We start from the raw sequence: 20,092 nt of genomic DNA on the forward strand, positions 1-20,092 counted from the left end.
TTATGAGCATGAGTGAAGAGGCAATTCAATATTTGATGGAACAGGGAATTGATCCAAGAGACAGAATGGTTACTAACGCTAATGGCCAACAATATGTTATTGATAATAACGGCAAGCCTAACTACATCAAACCGCATATCTATAATGCACAGGATCGTCTGATTATCCATACCTTGTCCGGCCTAGTTGATTATATTAAATCTGGGGTTGAACGAAATGATGAGCAACTAATCCTTGAAATTTATAACGAACGTCATGTTGAATTATACAGTTTGCTGAAAGCTGATGGCAGTCGCGAAGAGCTGGTAGAAGCGAAAGCTATTATACCAGCATTTGACTACGGACATTTCATGCACATGGAAGAGTTTAACATCGCCCTTCAATCCAAATTCAAAAATAACCATGATCGTGAGATCTTATTGCAAGTAGTTGGCAATGTCGCTGATGAAAATGTTGGCCAAGCATTAGATGATGGTGTCTCACAAAGCTTAACTATCAAGCGGGGAATTTCATCCAAAGCACAAGTCAAAGTTCCTAATCCAGTCGTGCTGGCTCCATATCGGACATTCTTAGAAGTTGAACAGCCAGAAAGCCAGTTCATTTTCCGAATGGAAAAAGGCCCACAAGGTGCAATTTTTGAGGCTGACGGTGGTGCCTGGAGAAATCAAGCAATTAACTTGATCCGTGAATACTTGGAAACAGAACTTAAAGAGTTTGTGGAAAACAAAAAAATCATCGTCATGGCTTAGGGGGTAATTCAAATGGGATTACGACCTTACCAACAAGAATCAATCGATAAGATTCAAGAAGAATGGTCAATCGGCCATAAGAAAACATTGTTAGTCTTGCCAACAGGCACCGGTAAAACCATCGTGTTTACTAAGCTCACTGAAGAGTTGGTCAAGCAGGGCAAACGAGTCCTGATCATGGCTCATCGTGGAGAGTTGCTTGAACAAGCTGCAGATAAGCTTTTTAAAACGACCGGCCTAAGAGCTGCAGTTGAGAAAGCAGAAAGCACTAGCATCGATAGTTTCTACCGTGTTGTTGTTGGATCAGTACAGACATTGCAACGCGAGAAACGACTAGAGCAGTTTAATCCAGATTTCTTTGACGCAATCATTGTCGATGAGGCACACCATATATTGTCCGAAGGCTACCAGCGGGTCATGAATTACTTTGAAAATGCTGACGTGCTGGGAGTTACAGCTACTGCGGATCGTGGAGATCTCCGTAATTTAGGCGAGTATTTCGATAGCCTGGCTTACGAGTACAGCTTACCTGCCGCAATCAAAGACGGATATTTGTCGCCAATCAAAGCCCTGACTATCCCACTAACACTTGATTTGACCGGTGTTAAGCAGCAGACTGGCGATTTCTCAACGAAAGATTTAGGAACAGCATTAGATCCATATCTTTATCAAATTGCCGATGAGATGGCTAAGCAGTGCATGGACCGTAAAACGGTGGTATTTCTGCCACTGGTTAAGACGTCACAGAAATTTAAAGACATTCTAAACTCGAAAGGGTTCCAAGCAGCTGAAGTTAACGGTGAGTCAGACGACCGCAAAGAAGTCTTGCAAGATTTCGATAACAGTAAGTACAACGTGCTTTGCAACTCAATGCTATTAACTGAAGGCTGGGACTGTCCGACTGTCGACACGATCGTTGTTTTACGACCAACTAAGGTCCGTGCATTGTATTGCTTGGACGAGCAGACGGAAATCTTAACAAAAGATGGCTGGAAAAAAGATGTTGAAATAGGCGAAGAAGTGGCTGCGTTCAACATGGAAACTAATGAAATTGAATTTAAACCATCACTTGCTAAAGTTAGACGTCCGCTTGGACCAGACGAACACTTTGTTTCTTTATCAAGCCCATCTGTTGACATTCGAGTAACCAATAAGCACCGAATGGTGTACGACAACAAACGTCAAAAAGGCTGGAAAGTTAAAACAGCTGAAGAACTAGCTAAATTAACTTCTGGTGTAAATATTCCAATTGCGGGATCTAATAAATTTTCTGGAGTACCGCTAACAGAAGATGAAATTAAGTTTATTGGCTGGGTTATGACAGACGGAACTATCAATAAATTAAACGGTGCAATTGCCATTACGCAATCTGAAAATCAACCTTGGGTTGACGAAATTGAAAAAGCAATTAAAGGCTGCGGTCTAAAATTTGGTAAAAGAATTTTTAGCTCAACAAGTAATTTTAATCGTCACGGGAAAATGATTGAATGGACTATTTCTCATGGAAAGCCACGTGGTAGGGGCAGAGAGCTTTCAGGCTGGGAACATTTAGAAAAATATATTTCAAAAGATTTAAGTCCAGAGCTTTTCGAAATGAGCGAAAAGCAATTTGACATAATGCTTGAAACTATCCACTTAGCCGATGGAAGTAAACAGCTTGGACAATCTTGGATAAGACGCTCATACCACATCGCTAAAGGAAATAAGCATTTTATTGAACGGCTTCAAGCTATGGCACTAATGCGTGGCTACAAAGCAAACATGACGGTTGAGACTAAAGGACGCATAAATCCATTATATGTACTTCACTTAAAGAAAAAAGCATATGCAAATATCGGGAGCACATACGACGGCCGTCCCACTTGGACAAATGAAAATCACACTGAAGAAACATGCTGGTGTGTTCAAAATGAGCTAAGCACTCTAGTCACACGTCGTAATGGAAAAGTTGCCATTGTAGGAAATTGTCAAATGATTGGACGCGGGACTCGCTTATCACCTGGTAAAAAAGAGCTGCTGATTCTTGACTTCTTGTGGCACACCGAACGTCTAGAGTTGTGTCATCCTGCCAGTTTGATCACTAAAAATGCAGACGTGGCCAAGAAGATGACTGAGATCGTGGAAGAGGCAGATGGTGCTGTTGACATCCAAGACATTGAAGAACAAGCAGAAAAAGATGTAGCTGCTGAACGTGAAGATGCTCTAGCTGAACAATTATCAGCGATGAAAAAGCGGAAACGTAAGCTGGTAGATCCATTGCAATTTGAAATGTCGATTCAAGACTCAGATCTCACTGATTTCGTACCACAGTTTGGTTATCAGATGGGACCACCTACTAAAAAGCAAACGGCCGCGCTTGAGAAAATGGGGATCTTTCCTGACGAGATTCAAAATGCTGGGAAAGCTGAGCTATTGCTCACACGTTTGAACAAACGTCGTGATGCAGGATTGGCCACACCGAAACAGATTAGATTCTTGGAAAGTAGAAACTTCCAGCATGTCGGTACGTGGAACTTTGATTCTGCTAACACCATGATCAAGCGAATTGCTGCTAACGGTTGGAGATTGCCACGAGGTATTAAGCCGGCAGAATTTAAGCCAGCTGAAAAACGTGACACACCAAAATATGATTTTGATTCTTTAGTTCAAAGTTTTACAGGTTAAGAAATTAGACTTGCAGACCGCCAAAAGTCTGTGAGCCTTTGCTGGGGTACTACTAAATTATAGAAAGAGGTGAATCCCCTCCTTTAGTACAACATCGGTTAATACAAATCAAATCGCCTCAGCAACAGTTGGCAAGGAAAATAAATCATAAAAGGAAGTGGAAAGACCTCTAAATTACATTGAATAGTTTTTTGCATACATTCTGAACTAACTGGTCCCTTGAATGGTTGATCCGAGTTCGAATCTCGGCAAGGGACATTATCCGGATAAAAATAAAACAGAAAGAAGGAAAGAGGAATGAACGATTTATTAACTCAGATCCATAACGCTTTTAGCTCGTCAAGAGAATACCTGGACCGCAATCATATTCTCAATAATGAAATCATTGGTGAGTTGACTAACCTGGAGAACAAGGCAGAAGCAGCTGCTAAGTTAGCTCATCAAAATGGTATCTCAGAAGGTTTGCAATTAGCCATTAAGACAGCGACGGAAGGTAAGAATTATGGTGGAACAAAGTAAATTTGATCTGATTCCATTACTGGACTACATCGACCCAGGTAGCTTGGACTATCAGACGTGGACGGATGTAGGAATGGCACTCAAGGAAGAAGGCTATTCAGTTTCTGATTGGGATCGTTGGTCAGCCCAGGACGGAAGCCGTTACCACCCAGGAGAATGTGAGAAGAAATGGAACACCTTCAAAGGCACAGGCTCACCAGTCACTGGAGCAACTATCACGCAACTCGCTAAAGAAGGTGGCTGGCATTCTGATTATGATCCAGACGATGATACGCAATTAGGCTGGGGTGATTCGTTTGTCGCTCAGGCACCGACTAAAGGTTATAGACTGCTTGATTCAAGTTGGCTAGAAGGAACCAAGATTGAGAAACCCAAAGTCTGGCACCCAGCCGAACAGATCATCGAATACTTGCAGACGTTATTCGACCCAGGCGAAATAATCGGTTTCTCCAATAATCCCTGGGCCAAAACTAGCAATGAAGGTGAGATTGAGAAATGGCTGCCTAATGAAGGTATTTATACCATGACTTCTGGCGAAATTATTGATGCTTTACGTAGAAACAATGGTGACGTTGGTTCAGTGATGGGTGATCCTAATCCAGAAGCTGGAGCATGGGTCCGTATCAATCCATTAGATGGTAAAGGTGTTAAGAATGATAACGTAGTTGATTACCGTTACGCCTTAGTTGAGTCCGACAAAGGAGAGTTGGAGAAACAAAACGAGATCCTGCACCGGCTCGAATTGCCAATTGCCACGTTGACTTATTCCGGCAATAAATCAATTCATGCAATCGTCAAGGTTAACTCGCAGAATTACGAGCAGTACAAGCAGCGTGTCGATTATTTATTCAAAGTGATGGAGAGCAACGGCCTAAGTGTTGATAAACAGAACAAGAATCCATCGCGCTTATCTAGACTACCAGGGTTTCAACGTGGCCAAGAAAAGCAATTCTTAATTGATACTAATATTGGCCAAGATACCTGGGAAGAATGGGAAGAGTACATCGAAGATCTCAACGATAACTTGCCTGATTTAGAAAACATGTCAGATCTCTTTGATGATGAGATTAAACTTGCACCAGAACTGATTCATGGAATGTTGCGGCAAGGTCATAAGTTGTTGATCTCGGGACCGTCAAAAGCGGGTAAGTCATTTGCTTTGATTCAATTAGCAATCTCAATCGCTGAGGGCTGGAAGTGGTTCGGCTTTCCATGCGAGCAAGGTAAAGTGTTGTACGTCAATCTTGAGTTAGATGCTCGTTCTGCCAAAAAACGTTTTGTGGATATTTACAACACGATCGGCAGAGGTCATGAGAATGTCAACAATATCGATGTTTGGAACTTGCGAGGCAAAACAAGCCCGATGGATAAGCTGGCACCGAAACTAATCCGCAAAGCTCAAAAGATTGGTTACATGGCTGTCATTATTGACCCAATTTATAAAGTACTGACCGGGGACGAGAACAGCGCTCATGAAATGGCTAACTTCACCAATCAATTCGACAAAATTGCGACTGAATTAGGGTGTGCGGTGATCTATTGCCATCACCACTCAAAGGGGAGCCAAGGCGGCAAAAACTCAATGGACCGTTCGAGCGGGTCCGGAGTGTTTGCTCGAGATCCCGATGCCATTCTTGATCTGATTGAGTTGCCAGCAGGTGAAGACCGATACAATCAACTGAAGCGTGAAGCAATCTGTGGTGTCTACAACAAAGCAATCAAACACTTTAATCCGAGCTACGACAAGGTGGGCCTAGATGACCAATTCAGTGAAAAACAAATGGTGATCCACCTTCATCAAGCAATTGATTCATTACCTCAAGCTGAACAGATTCGGGCGTTCATTGATCAACAGAAAGACATCGTTGTTGAACAAGTGGAGCATGAAACAGCTTGGCGGTTGGAAGGAACACTGCGAGAGTTCGCCGGGTTCAAGCCGATCAATGCTTGGTTCAAATATCCAGTCCACGTTTTGGACGAGTCACTGGCAGATATTGAGTTGGAAGATAGCAGTAGCTCGAAAAAGAAGTGGAAACAGGGCGTGCAGAAAAACAATCAAAGCCGATCAGAAAAAGCAAAACAAGACCTTGAAGAAGCGTTCAATGTAATTTCTGATCATGGAAATGCAGTCGACTTAAATCAGATAGCAAACTATCTTGAAGTCACAAAAAAGACAGTTTACGGGCGAGTAAAAAAGCATGAAGGTTTTCATGTGGTAGATGGCATGGTCAAAAAAACTAATGTTAACGATAATCAAAAGTAATAACAGGCTATTTAGCCCGTAACTAAGAAAGACAAGTAATTTGTTCGTAACAGGCTATTTAGCCCGTAACTAAGAAAGAAAGCGTAAAAATCCTATTGCGACGGCGTTCACCTTTCCTGTCTTAAGCTCCCCTTGGGGGAGTAGCTTAAGACAGAGAAATAAGTGAACCGTTAATAGCTTGTAACAGATGTGGTAATGTAAAAAAATTTAAATAATGAAAAGAAGTGAAAAATGTGAAAATACTCGGCAAAACGATACACGTAACTCCAAGTAACGATGTGAAAATCATCTTGGTAATCGATAAAAGTTTTTATGATCCAGAAATGGAAAGCGTCGAAATACAAAAGCCTGAATATGTTGAGGCTGCATTACCAAGCGAAGAGGAGTTCACTTTGTATGATGTTTTTGAAAAATACAAAGATGTAGCTTTTCTGGGACAGATATTTGTGATCAATGATTGGCCATTCGAAGGAACGATTTACAAAATTGAAAATAATGGGGGAGCAATTGAATATGCAACAACAAGAGGTTACGCATGAGTTTTTCATGCCGCTATTGATACCATCGGTAACTCACCAGGAGAAGCAGGTTCATGTGGTAAAAGGTAAGCCGATGTTCTACGAACCGGCAGAACTAAAAGCTGCTCGTGCAAAGTATATGGATAATTTGGCGCAACATTTACCTGATAAAAAGTTCAACGGTAAAGTTCGTCTGATGATCAAGTGGTTATTCCCAATCAAAGGTAAGCATGTGAATGGGGAATACAAAGATACTAAACCAGATTTAGACAACAGTGTGAAGCTGCTGCAAGATTGTATGACCAAGTTGGGATTTTGGAAAGACGATCGTTTCGTGGTTAGCCTGATCACAGAGAAATTTTGGTCAGATGTGCCGGGAATCTATATCAGCATTGAGGAGGTGGAGTAGATGACTAAATTTGTAGTAGGAACTCAGCGTGTTATTAAATGGAACCCACATGCTCACACTGTCGTTCGTGGTTCAACTGAGCCATACGAGTTGGGACCAATATATGAACTTTCTGAAGTCGATCAATCGAGACGACAGTTCAAGCCATTCAGAATTCATGGATCAAAGAATGACTGGGATAAGGTAGGCGATCTTTAACATGGAAAAACCAATTACAGTTGACGAGTACCAAGATAATCCAGAATTCTGGGAGCAGCTAGCTTTATCGGTTGGCGGTGTGGAAGTGAAAGATGAGAGTGGCAAAGTATTGTTTGATTTGTAAGGAGTGATCGCATGGAAGCTTGGCAGTCAGTATTTCGTGACATCTTGAATTTAATGGGACAAGCAAATCAGAAGTTGCAAGAGTTGGGTCCGCAGTCTTACGAATACTGGCTGTGGCTATCCAATGAGTTAGCAATGATTGAAGTAAAGTATGACCGCAACAGATTAGTAGTATTGATTTGCGAAGATGTCTTTCAGTTTCAACAAGAAAAATTTGAAAATATGGAAGTGAAGAAGTAATGGAAAAAGTATGTGATGGCGTTCAATTTAATTCGAGCGAAATTGTTTCTATCGAATTTGGTGTTTATCCAGGTTGTCCCGAGTCCGTAACGATAAAAGATTCAGCGATTTATAAGCAAGTAACAGTTAGTGAAGATGAAGCTGCATTGATTGTTGATTGCAGAAATAAGTTCATGAACGACTACGATGAATTGCTTGAATTCTTAAAAGAATATAGCCAGTGGTTATGCGAAGATGACGAATGTGATTTTAACAGGATGGCAAAGGCATACTTGTTTGGTTATGAAATTAAGAAAACGTCTCGGCTTTTTATAACAGTTGGAACACAAGCACTATGTTTTGATACTGTTCGTAAAAAATATTATTTTGCTAAAAATGTCAGTAACTTTTCGAACAAAATATATTTTAGTCGCAAAGAAGTTAAAGAGGCAGAAGAATATCTTCATATTACTGGCTTGGTGGATATTTGGGATAGAAAGAAGGCGGCAATCGATGAGAGTGAATAAATTGTTTCGTATATAGAAAAAGCGCAGCTCACCAGCTACGCTCCAGTAATTATTCAACAATTCAATTATATCATATAGGGAGTGGAGCTTGTGGGACTGTTGCCGGAATTAGATCAGAAGAAAACTGCTGAAGCTGTCCGCTGTTTTTTTAAAAAAGAATATCCAATTGCACTTCGAATTGCTGGTAAAAATTATAATTCTTTGCGTTCGCCAGTAATGGATGGGATGCCGTCAGCAACTATACAAGATAAAGATCGTGATAAAGCTATCGTTAAGCATGCAGATGCCACTTTGCTAATTGACAATGTTAAGCGAGCGGTCCAAATGGTCAATGAGTTTGATGACACTTCGGGACAAATATTGTTAAAGGCTTATGCTGATCGTAAGTCGGCTACACAAATCGCAATGGATATTGGATATTCAGCTAGTAGAGTTAGTCAACTTCAGCAGAATGCGCTATGTCAGTTTGCAGATTACTTTGAGTTCCTGACGAGAATAGACTTACACGTCTGGTGTTCTCGTGAGATAACCGGCTGAAAGTGAATATTAGTAAGAGAAGTAATGTAAATTTATTATAATGACATAAGACATGAGAGCCGTTTAAATGAACTATTATGATAGTATCGAATATCGCGTAAGACAGTCAGTGATGGCTGTCTTTTTATGTTGCTGCAAAATTTATTTATGTTTTTTTCTCTTATTTTTGTGGGGGTGTGTATTAGATGTCTTTTGAGATTTTTGTTCTGATTGTGTCAGTTTTGTCATTATTTCTTGCTTTGATCGCACTAGTTCTGGCAGGTTCTCAAGGTTAACGTAATGTTTGAATGTTGTGAAATGATTTCTTTTACCTAAATACGGAAATTTTCTGATTGCATAACAAAGTTTAATAGTTCCATGATCAGCACTCGCAAGTTCTTCGTTAGAAAGAAAACAATATAACGGAGTTAATGAGTTCGCCTTGAACGTGCCTTGCGGTTCATGAGGAAAAGGAAGCTCAGCTGTCTTGATCAAATCATAATGAATAAAAGTTGGATTCTTAGTAGCGTAGCCTACACTTTTATCATAAAAAAATTGGCATGCTTTGCCAGCTGCATCAAAATGGAGATTAAAAAAAGCAATATCATGAGGAGATGGATTTAAGAATTGGTAATGAAATAAAACACCACTCGGTAGAGTAAACGATGTTCCAGATTCATTAGTGAATGTTATTTCTCCTTCTGCAATCGGAGTCCATGAGTTTTTCTTTTTGTCTGTAAAAATAATTAATTCTGCTTTGTTTCTAAAAAAAGACATTATTGCAATTATTGATGCAAGACCAGATGTGATTGAGATTATTAAGGATAATATGGATATCCATTGTTTTGATAAGAATATAGAGCCTAAAACGTACATGCTAATATCACAGCTTTCCTAACGAAGTTAATTAAATTATATAAGTTTGAATTGAAAGTTTGAATGTTTTTTTGAAACATTCATTTTTACATAAACAAAATTAAGGTGGTGGTTAATATGGACATGGAGAAGTATGTAAGACGCTCTGTTGAAGTTAAGGCTGTTCAATTCGATATCAGAAAAGCTCAGGAGAATTGCTTGAAGTATTATCCGATGGTGCAAGATATGTACGAACTGAAAAGTGCAAAGCAATCTGCCCATCACGCTAGTGAGCGGTTTAGTCTGAGAAGCACACATCACAGCTCAGTGATCCATGATGGAGATTATATTGTGCAAGGAAACAACGGCCAGTTCTATATCGTTGATAAGGGGTCCTTTGAATTGGGATACAAGCCTATTGATTCAAGAAAACCAGGGTTCAATAAGTTTTCTAATCTCGGCTTAACTGATACAGAGGCCGAGGCTGCTATTAAAATAGTGAGCGGCATCGAACATGGCTAAGCCTACCAAGTTAGTGTTTGCAAATGGAAAACCAACACTAGTGCCTTATGATCAGCATGTACGTAAAGACAATGACCGGCAGTACAATCAGAATCGAAATAGCACCCAATCAGATTATTTGAAGTTCTACCACAGCAAAGAGTGGCAGCATATACGTACTGAAGTATTGGGCAGAGATTACCGCTTGTGTCAACGGTGTGGGCTTGAAGGAACGTTGGTTGATCACATCATACCAAGTAAAGATGATTGGGAAGACCGAACTAACATCGACAATCTGCAAACACTTTGTCGTGATTGCCATAAGCTCAAGACAAAGCGCGAATGGATCAAGCACCATAAAGGGAGCATGAGATATATGCAAGTACATGTAGTGTGTGGCCTACCTGCATCAGGTAAGACGACATATGTTGAGAGACATCAAGGACAACACGATCTAATCTATGATTATGATTCGTTGATGCAATCACTGTCTGGTCTACCATCGCACGAGAGGAACATTGATGTGCATGACTATGTTGTTCTATTCTTTGAACAGTTGTTGCGGAAGCTAAAAGCAGAACAAACCTTTGATAATGTTTGGATCATTCAGACTTATCCAGACAGTAAGATCGATACATTACTAAGTAACTATCATGATATTGATCACATTCTGATTGATACAAAGAAAGAAATTTGTATTCAAAGATTAAAAGAACAGAAAAGATTCAACGAAAACACACAAAAAGCATTCAATCTGTTCTCACAGAAAGATTTCAGTAAATTTCGCAGATTGAAAACCAACAAATGAGCAGTGATTGCCCCCCCCCAGGTACCCCCACCCAAAACAATCGGGGGAGGGTTTATACCCACGGAAGAACGGACGTCCTCTTTTTCACGTCCCAATTTCTATCAATTTTAAGCCCCAAAGTGGGGGGGATGTGGGGAATTTGCTATCAGAAAGGAGTGAAAGTGGTAGATGGCACGAAAACAGAAATTATTGCGAGAATCGACCGGCCATTTGACTGTGGTCCAGCAAGAGGCTAAATATAAAGCGGAATTTCTAGCATCAGATGGCTTGCCAAGACTGCAAGTAACTCCGCCTAATCATCTTAAAGGTGCTGCAAAGCAAGAGTATAAACGAATCATTGCAGCACTTGGCAAGTTACCACTTAGAAATCTTGATCGGGTTGAATTAGAAAATTACTGCACCTGGTACGGGATCTATAAGCAAATATCGCTAGATTTACCTAAAATAGCCGCAGATATTGATTACAATCGCCAAAAATACGATGTTTTTGAAAAAGACTACTTCAAAGCCGTTCGCGGGAGTGATAAAGAGTTGATCAAAGATTTAGAAACAAGTCTTAGTCTTTACGGCGGAAAGATTACTGATTTGGAAGCACAACAAGACAAACTGATCCGTAATTTGGATAAAGCCACCAAAAACATTAAGAGTCTTGCTTCTGATTTAGGGTTGAATGTCAATTCAAGAATGCAGATGAACATGCCTAAAGAAGATGATCAAGGAAAGCACAGCATAATGGAGATGTTTAATTAATGAAAAAGTTTGATGATCCGTTAGCTGACTTTGTTGCGAGAGTCCTGGATAATTCATTACTTGTCTCCGACGCAGTATTAGCTGCAGTTAAAAGGCATGTTGAGGATCTCAAACGTGAGGACTGGACTTGGGAATATGATCCGCAATTGGCCGGTCGAGCAGTAATGTTCATGGAGATGCTTGGTGATCCTAAAACGGGTAAAGTGCAAGAATTAGCACCTTACCAAAAGTTTATTATTGGCAGCATCTATGGCTGGGTCAGCAAAAAGAATCCGGACACCAGGCGTTTTACCGATATTTTTATTTCGATGGCACGGAAAAACGGCAAGAGTCTGCTAATTTCTGGAGTTATCTTATATGAGTTTTTATTTGGTAAATCTCCACAGTTCAAACGTCAATTATATACAGCTGCTAATGATAGAAAACAGGCTGGTATCGTCTTTGGAATGGTCAAGGACCGATTGAAGGCTTTATGCCGAAAAGACGATGAAATTAAACGGTCAGTTAAGATCAGACGTGATGAGATTGAGAATCTTAACGACGGTTCGATCATTCGTTCATTCTCACGTGATGCAGGGCTGGTTGATGGCTATGAGCCTCATGTGGCCGTGGTCGATGAATATGCTAACGCTAAGACTGATGAGATGATTGAAACTCTATCATCAGGGCAATTGTTATTGCCTAGCTACTTAACTTTTGTAATTTCTACAGCAGGTTTTGACATGAACGTGCCAATGCACACGCAGATGTATCCATATGCGAAGAAAGTCCTCTCTGGAGAAGTTGTGGCCGATCGTTATTTTGCTTTTATCGCTGAACAAGATAGTACAGTTGAAGTTGATGATCCAAAAATGTGGATTAAATCAAATCCGTTGATGGATGTTACTGCCATGTACGATCAGATTTTCAATTATTTGAAAAATAAGCTAACTCAAGCTAAAGAAGATGGCTCACTTAATTCTAAGCTGGTCAAGAATTTCAATATTTGGCGCCAAGCTTCTGAAGAAAGTTACATGGATGTAGAACATTGGAATGCTTGTCTTGTCGATGAACCAATCAATATCGATGGCGAGCGTGCTTGGATCGGTGTCGACGTCGGAAAAACTTCAGACTTGTACGCAATAACCTGGTGTATCCCACAAGACGGTTTTTGGTACGTTGATTGTCACGCATTTGTAGGGACCAAGTATGGGCTGGATAATAAAATTAAGTCTGATCGGATGGATTATCGGCGGTTAGAACGAGAAGGCCGATGTGAAATCACGCAGCTTGAATCGGGTGTGATTGATGTGGACAGTGTGTATCAGTGGTTATGTGAGTTTGTAGCTGAACATAATTTGGATGTGCAAATGATTTGTTATGATCCGGCACAATACGGAACGTTACTGACTCAAATTGAAAAAGGTCATCCAGAGTGGCAACAGACTTCTATTAGACAGGGAACGTTGACATTATCTGCACCAACTAAACAGTTCCATGAAGATGTAATCGATGGGCGAATTAAGCATAATGGCAATGAGATCCTAACAGCTGCAATCAATAATGCAGTATTGAAAAGTGATAACAACGGGGTCCGTATCGATAAGAACAAGTATTCTAACAAGATCGATGCTTTGGATGCTTTGCTAGATGCTTTTGCTATTTGCTTTAGAGAAAACATTGATAATTATATTACTGATGACGATATTTTGAATGGAGAATTTGGCTTTTGAAAGGATAGATCAATGAAATTAGTTAAAACAATTCCTAAGTTAGTTTATAAATTCTGGAGTTTAAATGAACCGCAGGTCTTAATGATTTGCGGTTTTTGTATGCTCTCAGTTGGGGCATTTAAGTTATCTGACATTGCCGGCTGGTTTGTTTCGGGTAGCTTGGTCGTGATCTTAGCGCTGCTCTCGGCCTGGTTGGCAGGAAGGGGGTGATTTTAAATGCTATTTCAAATGGAAAAGCGAGACGCTAGTGCTGATTGGGCGATGGATTTAATTAATAATGGTGTGTTACCCGGATATTCAAATGGCTCTTATGTTGGCGTTTCTGCATTGAGAAACTCAGATGTTCTGACAGCAGTATCTTACATTGCTTCTTATGTGGCCAGATTCCCCATTATTGAGCGTGATGAAAAGGATAGAATCATTGACGATAAGACGCTTTATTTAGTCAATAAGGAACCTAACTCAATGTTAGATGCGTATCATTGGCGATTTATTATGACGGTCAGTGCAATTCTATCTAATGATGGTTTCTCGCGGATTGTCAGAGATCCTTTATCGGATAAACCGGCATTGATTCAATATTATCCAACTAGTCAAGTTTATATTGATGATTCTGATACGAATAACCTCAAGTATGAATTTACACCTTTGAATGGTAATAAGACAATCGTTGAAGAAGCTGCTAATGTGATCCATTTTAAGTTCTTTACCTACGATGGAATTCATGGGCGTTCCCCACTGTTAAGTTTGCGTGATGAGATCAATTTGCAAGAGTCAGGCATTCAGACCCTGACTAAATTCTTTAAATCTGGGCTCAAAGGCGGGATCCTGCATGCTAAAGGTAAGTTAAATAAGGAATCGCGACGACAGGTTAGAAAAGACTTCGAATATGCTCAGGCAGACGCTAACGCTGGCAGTCCTATTATTACGGATGATACTTTTGATTATCAGACACTTGATGTGGACACTAACATTTTGCAGTTGATCAATTCGAATAATTATTCGACTGCGCAAATTGCTAAAGCATTGCATATTCCTAGTTACAAGTTGGGAATCAATAGTCCTAACCAGTCGGTCAAGCAGTTAAATGAAGATTTCATCAATTCGGACTTGCCGTATTATTTTAATCCGATCCTTGCCGAATTTGAGAGCAAGCTATTAACAGCTCGTAAGCGTGCCAAGGCGAGCTTGAACTTCGATACTAGGAAAGAGACCGGCTTGTCCATTACAGACGCAGTGAACGCCGTCAAAGGGACTCTGCTGACACCTAACCGTGCACTAGCTGAATCTGGACGTGCAACTGTTGATGATCCGAATATGGACCGTATGCAGTCCGATTTGAACTCAGTCTTTTTGGATAAGAAAGAAGAATATCAGTTGAAAGGGGGTGAAGCTAATGGCAAAGAACCTGGAAAGTCGGCAGATCCAAACGAAAGTGGAGCTGAGGCAGAATGATGAAGGCGAAGAAAAAGTTATCGAAGGCTATGCTTTAAAATTCGATAAGCCATCTGATGTTTTAGCTGGTTTCTTCCGTGAAAAAATCGACTCTCACGCTTTAGATCATGCTGACATGTCCAATGTAGTGGCAACCTTTAATCATGACCAGAATCAAGTTTTAGGGCGTTCAGGGGTCAACCTAGAGTTAGAAGTCGACAATATTGGTTTGAAGTTTAGAGTCAAGCCAACAGATACACAATTAGCACGTGATCTTATGGCTAACATTGGTGCTGGAATTATCAATCAATGTAGTTTTGCATTTACGATCGCACGTCAAAAAGATGCTGAAGAATGGTCAGAATCGGATGAAGATGGTGTGGAATATAACCGTTTAATTCGAGCGATTGACCACTTATATGATGTTTCTGTGGTTACCACTCCAGCTTATCCGGACACGGAAGCAACTGTGGGAGCTCGTAGTAAAGAGTTAGTTGAGTCATTACGTAAGGATAAAGAAAAATGGCGTGATGAGAAACGTCGAATGTTGTTAGACGTTGAAAAACAAGAGTTATTGAAAGGAGTAGATATTAAATGAATCTACAGGAAAAATTAAAAGAATTACGGCAAAAAATTGAAGAAAAAAGTAATTCTATCAAAACATCAAATGCAGAGTTTCGTGAAATGCTAGAAAAAGCCAACAGCGAAGAAGAATTAACTGCTGCTAAGGACAAACGCTCTGAAATTGAAAAAGTTGAAGGTGAAGTTCGCAAGCTAGAAGAAGAAGCTGATCTGATTCAGGTTGCTATCGATGGTGACGATAATTCTAAGCCGGCTGGTAGCCGTAATAAAGATAACCAAGAAGCCTCATACCGTGATGCAGTCAATGCTTATATCCATTCTCGTGGCCGTGTACGTGATGGCTTGAATTTTGAAAAAACCAATGTTGGCGATTTCGTAATGCTTAATAAGCGTGACATTGATCCAGGTACTGATGGCGTTAAGAAACCAGACGTTCAGCCAACAATTGCAGACGAAGTATCTTATCAACCACAACGTGAATTGCAGACTATTGTTGATTTAAAGCAATTCGTCAATGTTTTCCAAGCACAACATGGTAAAGGTACCTATCCAATTCTGAAGAATGCTACTTCAACGATGGCTACTGTCGCCGAATTGGAAAAGAATCCTGCTATGGCCAAGCCAGATTTTGACGGTGTTGATTGGGCAGTTGACACTTATCGGCAAGCATTACCAATCTCTCAAGAGTCTTTAGACGATTCTGAAATTGATCTTATGCCGGTTATTGAACAGAATGGCCAACAAATCAAAGTCAACACGACCAACGCTGCAATTGCTGGTGTCATTAAAACATTTGCTGCTAAAACGGTTGGTACAATTGATGATTTAAAGCACATTATCAATGTTGACTTAGATCCTGCCTATGATCGTGTCATGATCGTTTCTCAGACGTTCTACAACTGGTTAGACACGGTTAAGGATGGTAACGGTCGTTACTTGTTGCAAGATTCTATCTTGACTCCATCTGGCAAAGTGCTGTTGGGTATGCCTGTCGCTGTTGTAGCTGATACTGATCTTGGCAAAGCTAACGAGGCACACGCCTTTATTGGCGACATCAAGCGGAGTGTTCTGTTTGCTAATCGCGCCGACTTCATGGTTCGCTGGGTTGATAACGAGATCTATGGCCAATATCTCCAAGCTGGTATGCGCTTTGGCGTTGCCAAGGCTGATACAAAAGCTGGCTACTTCTTGACCTACACCGAACCGGCGGAAAAATAGCAGCCCCTAACAGTGCGACCGTAGTACCAGGCACTACTAATGCTACGGTTACATTTGATTAGGGGGCGGTGCTAATGGCGGAAAATTTGTTGTCTGAAGATCAGTTTGCGACGCTCAAAAATTACTGCAAGGTCGATCAAGACTTTGATGATGATGTTTTATTAGGCATGGTCGATTCTGCTGCGTTAATGATCACACGAGCAATTAAATTTAGTGCTATGCCGATAGAATTTGTTAACGACCCCCGTTTTAAGATTGCTTTGATGAAACAAGTCAAAGAAGATTATTACCAGCGTGGACTGACTGCAGATAATTACCGACCTGAGTTGACCAATAGCATTGCTGATATTGTTAATCAGTTACGTTCTGAGGTGATTGACAATGAAGACGACTAACATGACCGAGCGGATCACGTTCTACTCGGAGGGAATTGGAGTAGTTAATGGCGTGCCAGTTAATAACAAACTGACTGAAGAATTTTCTTGCTGGGCAGAGGTCCCGAAAGTTCCGCTACGTGAGTTTGTTAATCAGTCTGACCAGGTTGGTTATCGCAAAAGTTCACCTGTCTTTTTAATTGCTTTTAAGCAGAAGAAAGAAATTCAAACTGATTGGATAATCAAGTGGCGAGGGCAGGACTATGAGATCATTTCGATGGATCCTGACTATCGCACTAAAGATATTATTCAAATTGCAGGGAAGGTGGTCCAATGAGCGTTGAGGGTGAAGCTGAGATGCTACTGAATGTGGATAACCTTACTAAAGGATTTGAACGACGCGCTAGAAGTGCGGTACGTGAAGGAGCTCAAGATTTTGCTGACCAGTTGCAAGCAAATACACCAGTTTCCGATGAAGATCATAGTGGGTTAGAACATTTGGCAGCCGCAGTTAAAGTTGCCGGTGTGTCAACTAAGACTGGTAATTATTCAGCTGATATTGGCTATGACAAAACTAAAGGGCCGATTGCTCACTTCCCGAACAGTGGGACTTCAAAACAGGATCCACAGCATTTCGTGGAGAAAACACAAAGCGAAATGCGAACTCGAGTTTTAGAGGACTTTATCAAAAATTTAAGAGTGGGTGATTAGATTTGCTTGCTGAACAACGAGCCTATGAGCTTCTGACTAATAATCAGAATCTTGTAGGCTTTTTAGATGAGATCAGAGGAAAGCCGATGAGTTTTCCTTACGTTTTCGTTGGTACCCCAAACGATACTTTCCACACTACGGAAAATGCACCGTGGATCAGAATTACACGGATCCCTGGAGATGAGTTTGATAGTGCTGATGATGGAAGAATTATTGAATATCCAAGATTGCAAATCGATTTTTGGATTGCAAAAGAAAAATTACCTGAACTTGGGAAGTTGGAGTCAATGATTTATCAGATAATGCATAATGCCAATTTTGAACGATATTATGTAGAACATGCTGAAGATCCTGATACTCCAACGCTAACAATGGTGCAGGGTAATTATGAAGGATTTATTCCAGAGGAGGAATAGAAAAATGGCAGATAATAAAAAAGTTAAATTCGGTGCCAGCAACTTCGAATATGGAGTTGTTGACAAAGATGATTTAGTACAAGAGACTCGGAAAGTTCCCGGTCTTTCCACAATTAAGATTGAACTGACTAATGAAATGAAGACGTTAGCCGCGGACGATGGTCCATATGTTGTTCTATCTGGTGGTATTACCGACGCCAAGGAAACAATTGAAATCTATGATGTTGATTCACAGATGAAAGTTGATTTCTACGGAATCAAATTGGTCGGCGGTGTTGAAGTTTTCAAGAAAAACTTAACTCCGCGTGATGTAGCCACCTTGTTCCGGACTAAGTTGTCTAATGGTCAGTTCGTTTGGGTTGCAATGCTGAAAGGTAAATTTACGATCCCAGGTGTTGATACTAAAACGGTTGACGGTACTCCAGATCCAAATGCTGATTCAATCGAAGGATCGTTTGTGCCACGTGGTGATGAAGATGAAGGTGTCATCTTATTGATTGGCCGTGAAGATAATGAAGGGTTCAATCTAGAACAATTCCGTAAATGGGTCTTCCCTAAGACGGAAGAAGAAGGCGAGATTCCTGACGAAACCCCAAAACCCTAACCCCGCCGAATGGGGTTGAGATCAGCCCTAATTCAACAAGCGGGGTTGTCACGTTTGAATAAGAAAGGAGAATGACTTTTGGCTGAAGAACCCAAAACAGTAGTCTATGAGATTGCTGATAAAACAGGTAAAGCAATTGTAACCGGAGAAGCTGCTTCAAAAGAAGTTGTAATACCCAACTTAACTCCTAATACTGATTATGCTAAAGGAGATTTTAAAGGGCGTAAGATCGATTCGACTGGTGAATGGAAGCCTAGCGATTATATTGATGTACCGGCATTTAAAACTAAACCAATCATAGTTACTGGCATTAGTTTGGATAATACAACTTTGTCACTAGAGACTGGTAAAACAGGCACTTTAAAAGCAACTGTCAGCCCGGCTAATGCAACCAACAATGTTGTGAAGTGGGCTAGTGCTAAACAGTCAGTGGCGACCGTAGACGGAAACGGTAAAGTCACTGCCGTTGGTGCTGGAGATGCTAACATCACGGCTACCACAGATGACCAGGGAAAAGTTGCCACATGTCGGGTGACAGTCACTGATCCAGTTGTAGCAGTTACAGGTGTAACTTTGGACAAGACAACTGCAGAAGTTGAAGAAGGATCTACAATTCAATTGACCGCTACAGTTGCCCCAAGTAACGCAACGAATAAGGCGATTACTTGGAAGTCAGCGGATGAAACAATTGCTACCGTTGACAATACAGGTAAGGTAACAGCAATTAAGGCTGGCACAGTCAATGTGACCGCTACAACAACTGATGGTAACAAGACAGCCCAATGTGCAGTTACAGTAACAGCAAAGGCTGAGGAACCACCTGCTGGAGAATAGTTGTATAACACAAATTAGACAGAGACGATAAAAATGAGACGAAAATAAAAGGAGAAAATTAATTATGGCTTATGAATTAACCTTGACGATCAATGATGAAAAAAAGAAGTTTATCCGCAATGAAGAGCCAATGCTGCATGATACAATGCAGGCTTTAAAAGTCCAATATCAACAAGCTCGTCAATTGCAGAGAGCTGATGGAGCAACTTCGCAAGACGCTGATGAGAATGAAAAGAATATTGCAAATTTTGCAGTTAGTTTTTGGCATGGTCAATTTAAAGCGGGCGATGTTAAACAGGGCTGCAATTTAGATAATTTGGATGTGATCAATCAGGCAATTGGTGATTCATTAGGTAATACTGATGATGAAGATACTGAAGAAGACGGTGAAGAAAAAAACTAACAGCCGAGGACATTCAGAAGGCAATGGATCGACTTGATGATATTTATAAAGTTCGTTTGAACGAAGGCTATAAATTGTATGAAGTTGACCACATGACTTTAGATGACCTCGATCATTTAAATCAAATTTTCGCAGAAAAAGAACAGTATATTGATGAAGCCTTTCCGTTCTTATTCTAGCTAGAA

28 protein-coding genes are annotated in these 20,092 nt (G+C 40.6%); 27 read left to right on the forward strand and 1 reads right to left on the reverse strand.

Features of this window, described 5'->3' with window-relative positions; genetic code table 11:
• The first annotated feature begins 2 nt into the window (after window positions 1-2).
• The 11 genes from LFYK43_RS07080 (at window position 3) to LFYK43_RS07130 (ending at window position 8,726) form a co-directional block, all read left to right on the forward strand.
• The gene (locus LFYK43_RS07080) at window positions 3-749 is read left to right on the forward strand and encodes a hypothetical protein (protein ID WP_124976834.1); all 747 of its coding nucleotides are present in this window, start codon (window positions 3-5) and stop codon (window positions 747-749) included.
• A 12-nt stretch (window positions 750-761) separates the two neighbouring features.
• A complete protein-coding gene (locus tag LFYK43_RS12845) occupies window positions 762-3,413 on the forward strand; it encodes a DEAD/DEAH box helicase family protein (RefSeq protein ID WP_229717993.1) in 2,652 nt (883 codons plus the stop codon).
• Window positions 3,414-3,710: 297 nt separating this feature from the next.
• The gene (locus LFYK43_RS07095; protein ID WP_124976836.1) at window positions 3,711-3,932 is read left to right on the forward strand and encodes a hypothetical protein; all 222 of its coding nucleotides are present in this window, start codon (window positions 3,711-3,713) and stop codon (window positions 3,930-3,932) included.
• On the forward strand, window positions 3,916-6,195 hold the full coding sequence (locus tag LFYK43_RS07100; protein ID WP_124976838.1) for an AAA family ATPase: 2,280 nt from the start codon (window positions 3,916-3,918) through the stop codon (window positions 6,193-6,195). Before LFYK43_RS07095 ends, LFYK43_RS07100 begins: the two co-directional genes overlap by 17 nt.
• 224 nt (window positions 6,196-6,419) lie before the next feature.
• On the forward strand, window positions 6,420-6,734 hold the full coding sequence (locus LFYK43_RS07105; RefSeq protein WP_158609207.1) for a hypothetical protein: 315 nt from the start codon (window positions 6,420-6,422) through the stop codon (window positions 6,732-6,734).
• Window positions 6,709-7,122: a RusA family crossover junction endodeoxyribonuclease gene (locus LFYK43_RS07110; RefSeq protein ID WP_124976842.1), complete on the forward strand. Its 414-nt coding sequence runs from the start codon at window positions 6,709-6,711 to the stop codon at window positions 7,120-7,122. Before LFYK43_RS07105 ends, LFYK43_RS07110 begins: the two co-directional genes overlap by 26 nt.
• A complete protein-coding gene (locus tag LFYK43_RS07115) occupies window positions 7,123-7,320 on the forward strand; it encodes a hypothetical protein (protein WP_124976843.1) in 198 nt (65 codons plus the stop codon).
• A gap of 1 nt (window position 7,321) precedes the next feature.
• Entirely contained in the window at window positions 7,322-7,444 is a 123-nt protein-coding gene (locus tag LFYK43_RS12985; RefSeq protein ID WP_268226943.1) for a hypothetical protein, read from the forward strand.
• An 11-nt stretch (window positions 7,445-7,455) separates the two neighbouring features.
• Window positions 7,456-7,683 (forward strand): hypothetical protein, encoded by a 228-nt coding sequence (locus LFYK43_RS07120; protein ID WP_124976845.1) that lies wholly within the window; start codon window positions 7,456-7,458, stop codon window positions 7,681-7,683.
• Window positions 7,683-8,189 (forward strand): hypothetical protein, encoded by a 507-nt coding sequence (locus LFYK43_RS07125; protein WP_124976847.1) that lies wholly within the window; start codon window positions 7,683-7,685, stop codon window positions 8,187-8,189. The genes LFYK43_RS07120 and LFYK43_RS07125 overlap by 1 nt, the downstream gene beginning before the upstream one ends.
• Before the next feature lie 99 nt (window positions 8,190-8,288).
• Window positions 8,289-8,726 carry an ArpU family phage packaging/lysis transcriptional regulator gene (locus LFYK43_RS07130; RefSeq protein ID WP_158609208.1) on the forward strand — a complete coding sequence of 146 codons (438 nt, stop codon included), beginning with the start codon at window positions 8,289-8,291 and terminating at the stop codon, window positions 8,724-8,726.
• A 141-nt stretch (window positions 8,727-8,867) separates the two neighbouring features.
• Here LFYK43_RS07130 and LFYK43_RS07135 read toward each other — a convergent pair whose 3' ends face one another.
• Window positions 8,868-9,581 (reverse strand): hypothetical protein, encoded by a 714-nt coding sequence (locus LFYK43_RS07135; protein ID WP_124976851.1) that lies wholly within the window; start codon window positions 9,579-9,581, stop codon window positions 8,868-8,870.
• A gap of 123 nt (window positions 9,582-9,704) precedes the next feature.
• On the opposite strand from LFYK43_RS07135, the gene LFYK43_RS07140 reads away from it, so the two are divergent.
• The 16 genes from LFYK43_RS07140 (at window position 9,705) to LFYK43_RS12570 (ending at window position 20,086) form a co-directional block, all read left to right on the forward strand.
• The gene (locus LFYK43_RS07140) at window positions 9,705-10,082 is read left to right on the forward strand and encodes a hypothetical protein (RefSeq protein ID WP_148095609.1); all 378 of its coding nucleotides are present in this window, start codon (window positions 9,705-9,707) and stop codon (window positions 10,080-10,082) included.
• Window positions 10,075-10,869, forward strand: a complete 795-nt coding sequence (locus tag LFYK43_RS07145; protein WP_124976855.1) for an HNH endonuclease — start codon at window positions 10,075-10,077, stop codon at window positions 10,867-10,869. The genes LFYK43_RS07140 and LFYK43_RS07145 overlap by 8 nt, the downstream gene beginning before the upstream one ends.
• Window positions 10,870-11,037: 168 nt before the next feature.
• Window positions 11,038-11,619 (forward strand): P27 family phage terminase small subunit, encoded by a 582-nt coding sequence (locus LFYK43_RS07150; protein ID WP_174713977.1) that lies wholly within the window; start codon window positions 11,038-11,040, stop codon window positions 11,617-11,619.
• A complete protein-coding gene (locus LFYK43_RS07155; RefSeq protein ID WP_124976857.1) occupies window positions 11,619-13,331 on the forward strand; it encodes a terminase large subunit in 1,713 nt (570 codons plus the stop codon). The genes LFYK43_RS07150 and LFYK43_RS07155 overlap by 1 nt, the downstream gene beginning before the upstream one ends.
• A gap of 12 nt (window positions 13,332-13,343) precedes the next feature.
• The gene (locus LFYK43_RS07160; protein WP_124976859.1) at window positions 13,344-13,541 is read left to right on the forward strand and encodes a hypothetical protein; all 198 of its coding nucleotides are present in this window, start codon (window positions 13,344-13,346) and stop codon (window positions 13,539-13,541) included.
• Window positions 13,542-13,547: 6 nt separating this feature from the next.
• On the forward strand, window positions 13,548-14,786 hold the full coding sequence (locus tag LFYK43_RS07165; protein ID WP_124976861.1) for a phage portal protein: 1,239 nt from the start codon (window positions 13,548-13,550) through the stop codon (window positions 14,784-14,786).
• Window positions 14,728-15,363, forward strand: coding sequence for an HK97 family phage prohead protease (locus LFYK43_RS07170; RefSeq protein WP_124976863.1), 636 nt, complete (start codon window positions 14,728-14,730; stop codon window positions 15,361-15,363). Before LFYK43_RS07165 ends, LFYK43_RS07170 begins: the two co-directional genes overlap by 59 nt.
• Window positions 15,360-16,565, forward strand: a complete 1,206-nt coding sequence (locus LFYK43_RS07175; protein WP_124976865.1) for a phage major capsid protein — start codon at window positions 15,360-15,362, stop codon at window positions 16,563-16,565. The genes LFYK43_RS07170 and LFYK43_RS07175 overlap by 4 nt, the downstream gene beginning before the upstream one ends.
• Before the next feature lie 74 nt (window positions 16,566-16,639).
• Entirely contained in the window at window positions 16,640-16,960 is a 321-nt protein-coding gene (locus tag LFYK43_RS07180; protein WP_124976867.1) for a head-tail connector protein, read from the forward strand.
• The gene (locus LFYK43_RS07185) at window positions 16,947-17,276 is read left to right on the forward strand and encodes a phage head closure protein (RefSeq protein WP_124976869.1); all 330 of its coding nucleotides are present in this window, start codon (window positions 16,947-16,949) and stop codon (window positions 17,274-17,276) included. Before LFYK43_RS07180 ends, LFYK43_RS07185 begins: the two co-directional genes overlap by 14 nt.
• Entirely contained in the window at window positions 17,273-17,650 is a 378-nt protein-coding gene (locus LFYK43_RS07190; protein ID WP_124976871.1) for an HK97-gp10 family putative phage morphogenesis protein, read from the forward strand. Before LFYK43_RS07185 ends, LFYK43_RS07190 begins: the two co-directional genes overlap by 4 nt.
• Window positions 17,651-17,652: 2 nt before the next feature.
• The gene (locus tag LFYK43_RS07195) at window positions 17,653-18,066 is read left to right on the forward strand and encodes a hypothetical protein (protein WP_124976873.1); all 414 of its coding nucleotides are present in this window, start codon (window positions 17,653-17,655) and stop codon (window positions 18,064-18,066) included.
• Window positions 18,067-18,070: 4 nt separating this feature from the next.
• Window positions 18,071-18,670: a major tail protein gene (locus LFYK43_RS07200; protein ID WP_439957211.1), complete on the forward strand. Its 600-nt coding sequence runs from the start codon at window positions 18,071-18,073 to the stop codon at window positions 18,668-18,670.
• Between the two features lie 78 nt (window positions 18,671-18,748).
• Complete coding sequence (locus LFYK43_RS07205; protein ID WP_124976877.1) at window positions 18,749-19,504, forward strand: Ig-like domain-containing protein; 756 nt, start codon at window positions 18,749-18,751, stop codon at window positions 19,502-19,504.
• A 64-nt stretch (window positions 19,505-19,568) separates the two neighbouring features.
• Window positions 19,569-19,907: a phage tail assembly chaperone G gene (gene gpG / locus LFYK43_RS07210; protein ID WP_124976879.1), complete on the forward strand. Its 339-nt coding sequence runs from the start codon at window positions 19,569-19,571 to the stop codon at window positions 19,905-19,907.
• A 23-nt stretch (window positions 19,908-19,930) separates the two neighbouring features.
• The gene (locus LFYK43_RS12570; RefSeq protein WP_158609209.1) at window positions 19,931-20,086 is read left to right on the forward strand and encodes a hypothetical protein; all 156 of its coding nucleotides are present in this window, start codon (window positions 19,931-19,933) and stop codon (window positions 20,084-20,086) included.
• Window positions 20,087-20,092: the final 6 nt, after the last annotated feature.

The organism is Ligilactobacillus salitolerans (genome assembly GCF_003864415.1).
In the GTDB taxonomy this organism is placed as follows: domain Bacteria; phylum Bacillota; class Bacilli; order Lactobacillales; family Lactobacillaceae; genus Ligilactobacillus; species Ligilactobacillus salitolerans.

Coding starts and splice junctions, on each gene's coding strand:
- LFYK43_RS07080 (WP_124976834.1), top strand. CDS start 3: ATGAGCATGAGTGAAGAGGCAATTCAATATTTGATGGAACAGGGAATT.
- LFYK43_RS12845 (WP_229717993.1), top strand. CDS start 762: ATGGGATTACGACCTTACCAACAAGAATCAATCGATAAGATTCAAGAA.
- LFYK43_RS07095 (WP_124976836.1), top strand. CDS start 3,711: ATGAACGATTTATTAACTCAGATCCATAACGCTTTTAGCTCGTCAAGA.
- LFYK43_RS07100 (WP_124976838.1), top strand. CDS start 3,916: ATGGTGGAACAAAGTAAATTTGATCTGATTCCATTACTGGACTACATC.
- LFYK43_RS07110 (WP_124976842.1), top strand. CDS start 6,709: ATGCAACAACAAGAGGTTACGCATGAGTTTTTCATGCCGCTATTGATA.
- LFYK43_RS07115 (WP_124976843.1), top strand. CDS start 7,123: ATGACTAAATTTGTAGTAGGAACTCAGCGTGTTATTAAATGGAACCCA.
- LFYK43_RS12985 (WP_268226943.1), top strand. CDS start 7,322: ATGGAAAAACCAATTACAGTTGACGAGTACCAAGATAATCCAGAATTC.
- LFYK43_RS07120 (WP_124976845.1), top strand. CDS start 7,456: ATGGAAGCTTGGCAGTCAGTATTTCGTGACATCTTGAATTTAATGGGA.
- LFYK43_RS07125 (WP_124976847.1), top strand. CDS start 7,683: ATGGAAAAAGTATGTGATGGCGTTCAATTTAATTCGAGCGAAATTGTT.
- LFYK43_RS07135 (WP_124976851.1), bottom strand. CDS start 9,581: ATGTACGTTTTAGGCTCTATATTCTTATCAAAACAATGGATATCCATA.
- LFYK43_RS07140 (WP_148095609.1), top strand. CDS start 9,705: ATGGAGAAGTATGTAAGACGCTCTGTTGAAGTTAAGGCTGTTCAATTC.
- LFYK43_RS07145 (WP_124976855.1), top strand. CDS start 10,075: ATGGCTAAGCCTACCAAGTTAGTGTTTGCAAATGGAAAACCAACACTA.
- LFYK43_RS07150 (WP_174713977.1), top strand. CDS start 11,038: ATGGCACGAAAACAGAAATTATTGCGAGAATCGACCGGCCATTTGACT.
- LFYK43_RS07155 (WP_124976857.1), top strand. CDS start 11,619: ATGAAAAAGTTTGATGATCCGTTAGCTGACTTTGTTGCGAGAGTCCTG.
- LFYK43_RS07160 (WP_124976859.1), top strand. CDS start 13,344: ATGAAATTAGTTAAAACAATTCCTAAGTTAGTTTATAAATTCTGGAGT.
- LFYK43_RS07165 (WP_124976861.1), top strand. CDS start 13,548: ATGCTATTTCAAATGGAAAAGCGAGACGCTAGTGCTGATTGGGCGATG.
- LFYK43_RS07170 (WP_124976863.1), top strand. CDS start 14,728: ATGGCAAAGAACCTGGAAAGTCGGCAGATCCAAACGAAAGTGGAGCTG.
- LFYK43_RS07175 (WP_124976865.1), top strand. CDS start 15,360: ATGAATCTACAGGAAAAATTAAAAGAATTACGGCAAAAAATTGAAGAA.
- LFYK43_RS07180 (WP_124976867.1), top strand. CDS start 16,640: ATGGCGGAAAATTTGTTGTCTGAAGATCAGTTTGCGACGCTCAAAAAT.
- LFYK43_RS07185 (WP_124976869.1), top strand. CDS start 16,947: ATGAAGACGACTAACATGACCGAGCGGATCACGTTCTACTCGGAGGGA.
- LFYK43_RS07190 (WP_124976871.1), top strand. CDS start 17,273: ATGAGCGTTGAGGGTGAAGCTGAGATGCTACTGAATGTGGATAACCTT.
- LFYK43_RS07200 (WP_439957211.1), top strand. CDS start 18,071: ATGGCAGATAATAAAAAAGTTAAATTCGGTGCCAGCAACTTCGAATAT.
- gpG (WP_124976879.1), top strand. CDS start 19,569: ATGGCTTATGAATTAACCTTGACGATCAATGATGAAAAAAAGAAGTTT.
- LFYK43_RS12570 (WP_158609209.1), top strand. CDS start 19,931: ATGGATCGACTTGATGATATTTATAAAGTTCGTTTGAACGAAGGCTAT.